This window comes from Synechocystis sp. FACHB-383 (assembly GCF_014698605.1).
Lineage (GTDB): Bacteria > Cyanobacteriota > Cyanobacteriia > Cyanobacteriales > Microcystaceae > Synechocystis > Synechocystis salina.
Genome location: NZ_JACJTJ010000017.1, coordinates 1 through 8,806, shown reverse-complemented (window position 1 = coordinate 8,806; position 8,806 = coordinate 1). Strand labels below are relative to the sequence as shown.

Here is an 8,806-nt window from a genome sequence, read left to right as displayed (position 1 = left end):
TTCAGACTTTTGCTGAATATGGCATGCGCTTCCAGATTGAAGAGAGCTTTTTAGATGATCAGTCCAATGTCTGGAATATCCAGAAATCACAGATTCGTTCTGTCTGTGCTTTTTCCCGATTATGGTTTCTCCTGGCCGTCGCCACTTTATTTGCAACCGCACAAGGGTTAACGGTCGTTGAACATGGCCACCGTCGTTGGGTCGACCCCCATTGGTTTCGTGGCCACAGTTATTTACGCCTCGGTTGGGATTGGTTAAAGACTGCCTTCTACAATGGATGGCCCATTATCCATCAGGTCGCTTTTTTCTCCCATCGAGACCCTCAACCGGCTATGGCTTCCCGTCGTCAGCACCACCGCCGCCTTTATGCCCTTGAGTTTACTCTCCAGGTCTACTCCTACGAGTCCTCTTAAACTTTTGTCAGTCAATCAGGCAATCCCCAGTAAATTAGACAATGGGCTTGGGTTAATTAGCTAATATAGATACAATTCTATTTATTAGCCCGGCCATTGCCTATGGCATCAATATTTCATTGGCTTTGAGTGTCACTATGGGTTCCAATTTCCCTAACAGGAAAATTTTGCCAACGGCCGGGGATGGGTTTGAGCAATCCATAGCTAGATTGATTGTGAGCATTGTTCCGGTGCAAGCAATTTATTATTGGCACTTAGGAACTACCCCTGCCGGAGTGGAAATTATCCCGACCCTCTCCATTGTTCTCCAGACTGAGCATGCCCCAAGGTTCATGGCGGAAAAATGCCTCAAATTTATTGGCGATCGCCAAGGAGAATTACAACAGGGAAAGAGCTTATTAACCGATTTAAAACAACACTGGCAAGAAATTAACCCAGCTAGTTTTGATTCTGGGGCAGTGCAGGGAAACATTCATGGCGATTTGCCTTACTTCCTCTTACCTATTTTTCAGCACAATCAATATGTTGGTGGCATTTGCTTAGTTTGGCCCCACAGCCAATGGCGTCTTGAGCAATATTTATTTTTGCAGGAAGTGGGTACGGTGTTTGCCTACCAATACCATGGTGAGTCTGAATCATGGCCTTCCCAAGAAAGTTCCAAGGTTGGCGATCGCCATGCCCCCATGACGATTAACTTGAGCCATATTCACCACGAATTTAGGACTCCGCTCACGGCCATTATTGGTTTTGCCAGAATGCTAAGGGATGAACTTTATGGCAAATTAAATCTTAAACAACACCAATATGTGCAAGGTACCTTAAATTCCGCTGAACATCTACTGTCCCTAGTGAATGATTTTCTCGATCTGTCAAAAATTGATGCCCGTTGCGAAGAATTATTCTATGAACAGGTGGCAGTGGAAGACCTATGCCTTTCGGTAATTTCCATGGTGCAAACCAAGGCTAAAGAGAAACAATTAGCCCTAAATTTGACCATTGATGATGGAGTAGATTTTTGCTATGTCGATCAAAGGCGTTGGAAACAAATCTTAATTAATCTCCTTTCCAACGGGGTCAAATTTACCTCCCAGGGGAATGTGACCTTGGCGGTCAAAGCCACCGAGGAAGCCTTAATTTTTTCCGTGATTGACACTGGCATTGGCATCAACCCGGCAGACCAGAGGGATTTGTTTCAACCTTTTAAGCAAATTTCCCCTCCCCTTAGTTTTGCTGAAAAAGGTACTGGCCTGGGGTTAGCCCTCTCCCGTCGCTTGGCCCAACTCCATGGTGGTGATATTCAATTAACTTCAACTCCTGGGGTTGGTAGCTGTTTTTCAGCGATTCTGCCCCTGAAAACACCGGCCAAAAATCACCAAACCTGACAATGGCGTGATTGAAAGTTGGCAGTTTTATGGATAAAATTCTGTTGTTAAAATTATCACAATTTACTGAACTTAGGATAAAAACAAACATGGGAGAATCAAAGCGTCGTAAACAATCCCTTGGCGATCGCTATGGCCAGGATCAACGGATTGTGGAGTGGCTGCCTTTAACAAAAAAACAAGCCGAGGATTTCTATAAATGGACTACCAAAGGAGCCTGGATTGGCATTGGTGTGATGGCGGGCTTGTGGGTCACAGTCAGATTTATTGGCCCCACTTTTGGCTGGTGGACCGTCCAGTAAACCGGCGATCGCCGAGTCCCAACGTCGGGAAAAGCAGTTAATATGGGGAGGACGCCGTTCTTTGCCGCCCTATGGTTACCCTTAATGAAACTGACTTGTTGGTGGTTCGGGGAGTTCAGTTCCGGGACCTGGAAAATTTAGATAAACTGACCGACCAACAGGGGGCAATGTCGGGCAGTTCATTGGCGGGTAGATTGCCGCAGAATCTTTTCTGGTACGGCATGCTTAGGGCCTTGGGTTGTTTTCCCAATCCGTTGCAACATCTTTTCCATTGCTTTGTGGCGGAGCAAAAACCCCAGGGTACCATCGGTGGCTTTGTGCAGGTGACCCCGTTCAACACCAGTCGCTCCACTTGGAAAATAGAGCAACTGTCGGTGCAAGCCCAGGCGATCCAGCCGGAATTGGTAACAGACCCAAAAGGTATGGGGTCCCAGTTATTGCGCTACTGTTTTCAAAATGTCTGGGAAGCCCGCACCTGGGTGTTGGATGTGGACGTAAACGATAAAAATATCCTTGCTCTTTACCGTCAGAATGGTTTTCAGCCCCTAGCCCAAATTACCCATTGGTCCTTGTCGGCGGAACTGTTGACCAGTCTGGCCCAGAACGATCCTGACTTACCCAATTTACTGCCCGTAAGCAATGCTGATGCGGCCCTGCTCTGTCAGCTTGATTGTGTTTCCATGCCCCCTTTGATGCGTCAGGTGTTTGACCGCCATGTGGCGGATTTCAAGCGGCGCTTTTTGAGTTCCCTATTAAACCGTTGGCAAAATTGGTACACCCACCAGGAAGAGGTCAGCGGCTACGTCTTTGAACCTCAACGCAAAGCGGCGATCGCCTATTTCAAACTCACCCTGTCCACCAACGGCCAACAGGCCCACCAAGCGGAATTAACCGTACATCCTGCCTATACTTGGCTCTACCCCAAACTTTTAGTGAAAATGGCTCAACTAGTCCAAGGACTTCCTCCCCAAGCCCTCATGTTAGAGTCGGCCGATTATCAACATGAACGGGAAGAATATTTGGAACAGTTGGGGGCCCAGCGTCAGCAACATCGTTTGTTGATGTCCCGTTCCGTCTGGCACAAACTCAAAGAAACTAAGCCGGAGCGATTGCAACTTTCAGAAGTATTACAGGGACTACAGCCATTACCTCGCACCCCCATTCCCAGTCGTATGTCTCTGTTGAATTTGCCGTTAAAATCCCAAAAAGACCGTCCAGATAACCAAGATAAACAGGTTAATTTGGGGCATGAGGATTTACCGGAAAACGGTCATCACATTTAAATTTTAGGGTCTGTTGGTAACATTCTGGTTTGCTCAATCAATTCCCTAATACCGGGAATTTTTTCACTAGTTTCTGCCCTATTGAAGGGAGCGGTAGGGCGAGAATTTCCAGTGATTTAACCGCTCAAACCGGAGCTTAAGAAGAAACTTTCCCTTGCTCGGGGTTGGGCACAGGGTCATAACCCCCCGGATGTAGGGGATGGCAGCGCAAAATCCTTTTCAGAGCCAGATAACTACCCCGCCAGACTCCGTGGATTTCCACCGCATCTAAGGCGTACTGGGAGCAAGTGGGCTGAAAACGACAACTGGGTGGAAACAACGGTGAAATCAAGACCCGATAGAGTTTGATCAGAGTTAAAAGTAATTTTTTCATCATTTACTAGTGACTATTGATCATAGAATAACAACTTTTTAATTGGGGCTCTAATTAATCTTTAAATTTTCCTTATTCACAACTAATTTATTCATGTTTATTGGTGGTGGATAATTGTTGAAAATAATGCCATGGCTCCATTTCCACGTTGTTAGATTAGCGCCAAGCCCCATATAATATGCCATAACCCTGATCCAATCTAGCTTCTGGTCTCCGACCTCCCTATGAAAAGTGCTTTTTTAGACCGTCTCCACAGTCCCGATCGCCCGGTATTAGTCTTTGACGGGGCTATGGGTACAAACCTGCAGGTACAAAACCTAACGGCAGCGGATTTTGGCGGGGCGGAATACGAAGGCTGTAATGAATATTTAGTCCATACTAAGCCAGAGGCGGTGGCCACGGTGCATCGTGCTTTTTATGAAGCGGGGGCCGATGTGGTAGAAACAGATACCTTTGGGGGCACCCCCTTGGTGTTGGCGGAGTACGATTTGGCAGATCAAAGCTATTACTTGAATAGGGCGGCGGCGGCGTTGGCCAAGTCAGTGGCGGCGGAATTTTCCACCCCAGAAAAACCACGATTTGTGGCGGGTTCCATGGGGCCGGGGACTAAGTTACCCACCCTAGGTCATGTGGACTATGACAGCCTCAAGGATGCCTATGTGGTCCAGGTGCGGGGCCTGTACGACGGCGGGGTGGATTTATTGCTAGTTGAAACCTGCCAGGATGTGTTGCAAATTAAGGCGGCCCTGAACGCCATTGAACAGGTCTTTGCCGAAAAAGGCGATCGCCTACCATTGATGGTGTCAGTCACCATGGAAACCATGGGTACCATGCTGGTGGGTACGGAGATGGCGGCGGCCTTGGCCATTTTGGAACCCTATCCCATCGATATTTTGGGGCTGAACTGTGCCACCGGGCCGGACTTGATGAAGGAGCACGTCAAATATCTTTCTGAACATTCTCCCTTTGTGGTGTCCTGTATTCCCAATGCTGGTTTGCCAGAAAACGTTGGCGGCCAAGCTTTTTATCGCCTCACCCCGGTGGAACTGCAAATGTCCCTGATGCACTTCATTGAAGACCTGGGGGTACAGGTAATCGGTGGCTGTTGCGGCACCAGACCAGATCACATCAAAGCTTTGGCAGACATTGCCAAGGCTCTGCATCCGAAGGAGCGTCAACCCCGGTACGAACCCAGCGCCGCCTCTATTTACTCCACCCAAACCTATGCCCAGGAAAATTCTTTCTTAATCGTAGGGGAAAGGCTCAATGCCAGTGGTTCCAAAAAATGTCGGGATCTGCTCAATGTCGAAGATTGGGACAGCCTAGTTTCCCTGGCTAAATCCCAGGTAAAAGAAGGGGCCCAAATCCTTGATGTCAACGTCGATTACGTCGGTCGGGATGGGGTGCGGGATATGAAAGAATTGGCTTCCCGTTTAGTCAATAATGTCACCCTGCCTTTAATGTTGGACTCCACCGAATGGCAAAAAATGGAAGCCGGTTTAAAGGTAGCCGGGGGAAAATGTATTCTCAATTCCACCAACTACGAAGACGGGGAAGAAAGATTTTATAAACTATTGGAAATTGCTAAGGAATATGGGGCTGGCATTGTCATCGGCACCATCGATGAAGATGGCATGGGGCGCACGGCCGATAAAAAATTTGAGATTGCCAAACGGGCCTACGAAGCGGCGATCACCTTTGGCATTCCCGCCACGGAAATTTTCTTTGATCCTTTAGCCTTGCCTATTTCCACCGGCATTGAAGAAGACCGAGAAAACGGGAAAGCCACCGTGGATGCCATCCGCAGAATTCGCCAGGAATTGCCTAATTGCCATATTTTATTGGGGGTTTCCAACGTTTCCTTTGGATTGAATCCCGCCGCCCGTCAGGTACTCAATTCCATTTTTCTCCACGAATGTATGCAGGTGGGTATGGATGCGGCCATTGTCAGTGCTAACAAAATTTTACCCCTGGCAAAAATCGATCCAGAACAACAACAGGTGTGCCTAGATTTAATCTATGATCGTCGGGAATTTGACGGGGAACGCTGTACCTATGACCCGTTAACGAAGCTAACCACCTTATTTGAAGGCAAAACTACCAAACGGGACAAATCCGGTGACGCTAATTTGCCGGTGGAAGAAAGGCTGAAACGCCACATTATTGATGGAGAAAGACTGGGTTTAGAAGATGCGTTGAATGAAGCTCTAAAACTTTATCCTCCCCTAGATATTATTAATATCTATTTATTAGATGGCATGAAAGTGGTGGGGGAACTATTCGGCTCCGGACAGATGCAGTTACCCTTCGTGTTGCAATCGGCCCAAACCATGAAAGCGGCAGTGGCTTTTCTGGAACCTCACATGGATAAGGATGATTCCGCCGACAATGCCAAGGGTACTTTTTTAATTGCCACTGTTAAGGGAGATGTGCACGATATTGGTAAAAATTTAGTGGATATTATTCTTTCCAACAATGGCTATAGGGTGGTTAACTTGGGCATTAAACAACCAGTGGAAAACATTATCGAAGCCTATAAAGAACATAAGCCTGACTGCATTGCCATGAGTGGTTTGTTGGTCAAATCCACTGCTTTTATGAAGGAAAATCTAGAAGTTTTTAACAATGAAGGTATCACTGTCCCCGTTATTTTAGGGGGAGCCGCGTTAACTCCTAAATTTGTCCATCAAGATTGTCAAAACACTTACAAAGGCCAAGTAATTTACGGTAAGGACGCCTTTGCCGATTTGCATTTCATGGATAAACTTATGCCCGCTAAAAGTGCCGCTAGCTGGGATGATTTCCAAGGTTTTTTAGGCGAATATGCTGAAGAAAATGGCCACGCCCCCATGGCAGATAATGACGCCAAAACTAACTTTGGCATCGAAGAAGAAAAGTTAATTGATGCGGGGGAACAACCCACGGAGCCAGAGGTCATTGATACCGTTCGTTCCGAAGCAGTAGATCCTAATATTGCAAGGCCGATGCCACCTTTTTGGGGTACGAGGATTTTACAACCCAGTGATATTTGCCTGGAAGAAGTGTTTCCCCTTTTGGACTTGCAAGCTCTCTTTGTTGGTCAGTGGCAATTCCGCAAACCCAGAGAGCAATCCCGGGAAGAGTATGACCAGTTTTTGGCAGAAAATGTCCATCCGATTCTGGCCGAATGGAAGGCGAAAGTCATAGCGGAAAATTTACTCCATCCCACGGTGGTTTATGGTTATTTTCCCTGTCAATCTCAAGGCAATACCTTATTAATTTACGATCCTGAACTGATCAGCCAAAATAATGGCCAAATTCCTCCGGATGCAACGGCGATCGCCAAGTTTGAATTTCCCCGGCAGAAGTCAGGACGACGGCTTTGTATTGCAGACTTCTTTGCCAGCAAAGAATCAGGTCTGACCGATGTTTTCCCTCTGCAAGCGGTGACGGTGGGGGAAATAGCGACGGAATATGCCAGGAAACTATTTGCCGGAGATAATTACACCGATTACCTCTACTTCCATGGCATGGCAGTGCAGATGGCGGAAGCTTTAGCCGAGTGGACCCACCAACGGATACGCCAGGAATTGGGCTTTGGGCATTTAGACCCCGATAACATTCGTGATCTTCTCCAGCAACGTTACCAAGGTTCCCGTTACAGTTTTGGCTACCCTGCTTGCCCCAACATGCAGGATCAATACACCCAACTGGAACTGTTACAAACAGAACGGATCGGCTTGTATATGGACGAAAGTGAACAGGTTTATCCGGAACAATCGACAACGGCGATCATTGCCTACCATCCCACTGCTAAATATTTTAGTGCTTAGATTCCTTGCCACAAATTAAATGATTTCAAAAGTCAGAATATACTCTGGATATTGGGAGTCAATTTGATCTTGTCGCCAATTTTCGGTCTTTAAGCCAGAAATTCGCTGAAATTCTCGTTGATTGGCCGTAACCATATATTGACAGACGTTAAAATGCTGGTAATTAGTTGCTTTATTTTTAATGCACGTCAGCGGTGAGGTTTAAGAGGTCATTTCTAAAGAAAATATAAAAAAGAAGGGAGAGAAGAAATTTAGTTTTTATGGTGGAGTGGTAAAAATTGAGTGTTGTGGATGAGCCGTTTACCCAATGTAGCCAATGTGAAACGTAAGCCATATGCGAGTGACATGAGTGATGCAGAGTGGGAGATAATCGAGCCCAAGCTACTGGCATATAAGGGATTTGGGTGTCCCAGAGAGGTAAACCTGCGAGAAATTATCAATGCTATCTTCTATGTACAGCGCACAGGATGCCAGTGGGAGATGCTCCCCCATGATTTTCCGCCCCATCAGACAGTGTATAAATATTTTCACAAGTGGCAAAGGAAGGGTATCTGGCAAAGAATTCATGATGAATTACGTAAAGAAGCGAGAGAAAAGACGGGAAGAGTTCCCGACTCCAGTGTCGCAATGGCCGAATCCCAATCCGCTAAAACAACGGAAAAAAGTGGGAAGTCTATGGTTTTGACGGTGGCAAGAAAGTTAAAGGATGTAAACGGCACATCGTGGTGGATTCCCAGGGTTTTATTTTAGGATTATTAGTAACGGAAGCTAATGCTTTAGAGCGCTTGGGAGCGGTAGTGATTTGTGATGAATTGCGTCAGCATTTATCCTCACTGGAAGTGATTTACCTAGACCACGGCTATTGCGGGGAAAATTTTGCTCGGGCAATAAGGCAAGTGTGTGGAGAATCAGTACGGCTCGAGGTCGTCAAGCGTTCCTCCAAAGAATTTGAAGTTTTAGCCAAGCGTTGGGTGGTAGAGCGTACTTTTGTTTGATTAAATTGCTATCGAAGATTGAGCAAGGATTATGAACTTTATACCGAAATCAGTGAAGTCATGATTTACGGCGCCCTCATTCGTATTACGCTTTCCCGTATTACTTCTTAATTTTTACTTTAGAAATTAGCTCTATAGCAAAGAACGAGATAGTTAGGACAATTCTCGCAAAGCTATATCCAATGCAGAAATTAGCGATTCTCCCTTACTAACAAGTTGGGAAACATAACGTTTTAGTCTCGCCCA

Annotated in this window: 6 protein-coding genes and 1 pseudogene; 6 read left to right on the top strand and 1 reads right to left on the bottom strand. The window is 46.4% G+C overall.

The genetic code is table 11. The features are described from left to right. The 4 genes from H6G45_RS03675 to H6G45_RS03660 all read left to right on the top strand — a co-directional run. On the top strand, window positions 1-413 hold a 413-nt coding region (locus H6G45_RS03675; protein WP_199309561.1), incomplete at its 5' end, for a hypothetical protein. 137 nt (window positions 414-550) lie between these two features. Continuing rightward, window positions 551-1,795, top strand: coding sequence for a HAMP domain-containing sensor histidine kinase (locus H6G45_RS03670; RefSeq protein ID WP_190596723.1), 1,245 nt, complete (start codon window positions 551-553; stop codon window positions 1,793-1,795). An 89-nt stretch (window positions 1,796-1,884) separates the two neighbouring features. After that, entirely contained in the window at window positions 1,885-2,097 is a 213-nt protein-coding gene (locus tag H6G45_RS03665) for a DUF2839 domain-containing protein (protein WP_190596721.1), read from the top strand. A 71-nt stretch (window positions 2,098-2,168) separates the two neighbouring features. After that, the gene (locus H6G45_RS03660) at window positions 2,169-3,380 is read left to right on the top strand and encodes a GNAT family N-acetyltransferase (RefSeq protein ID WP_190596719.1); all 1,212 of its coding nucleotides are present in this window, start codon (window positions 2,169-2,171) and stop codon (window positions 3,378-3,380) included. 136 nt (window positions 3,381-3,516) lie between these two features. Here H6G45_RS03660 and yidD read toward each other — a convergent pair whose 3' ends face one another. Continuing rightward, entirely contained in the window at window positions 3,517-3,756 is a 240-nt protein-coding gene (gene yidD / locus H6G45_RS03655; protein ID WP_199309560.1) for a membrane protein insertion efficiency factor YidD, read from the bottom strand. Window positions 3,757-3,977: 221 nt separating this feature from the next. Here yidD and metH point away from each other — a divergent pair, with 221 nt between their 5' ends. Both metH and H6G45_RS03645 read left to right on the top strand, forming a co-directional pair. Beyond that, window positions 3,978-7,565 carry a methionine synthase gene (metH, locus tag H6G45_RS03650; RefSeq protein WP_190596715.1) on the top strand — a complete coding sequence of 1,196 codons (3,588 nt, stop codon included), beginning with the start codon at window positions 3,978-3,980 and terminating at the stop codon, window positions 7,563-7,565. Between the two features lie 291 nt (window positions 7,566-7,856). Then, a pseudogene (locus tag H6G45_RS03645) lies at window positions 7,857-8,671 on the top strand (IS5 family transposase). Window positions 8,672-8,806 lie beyond the last annotated feature (135 nt).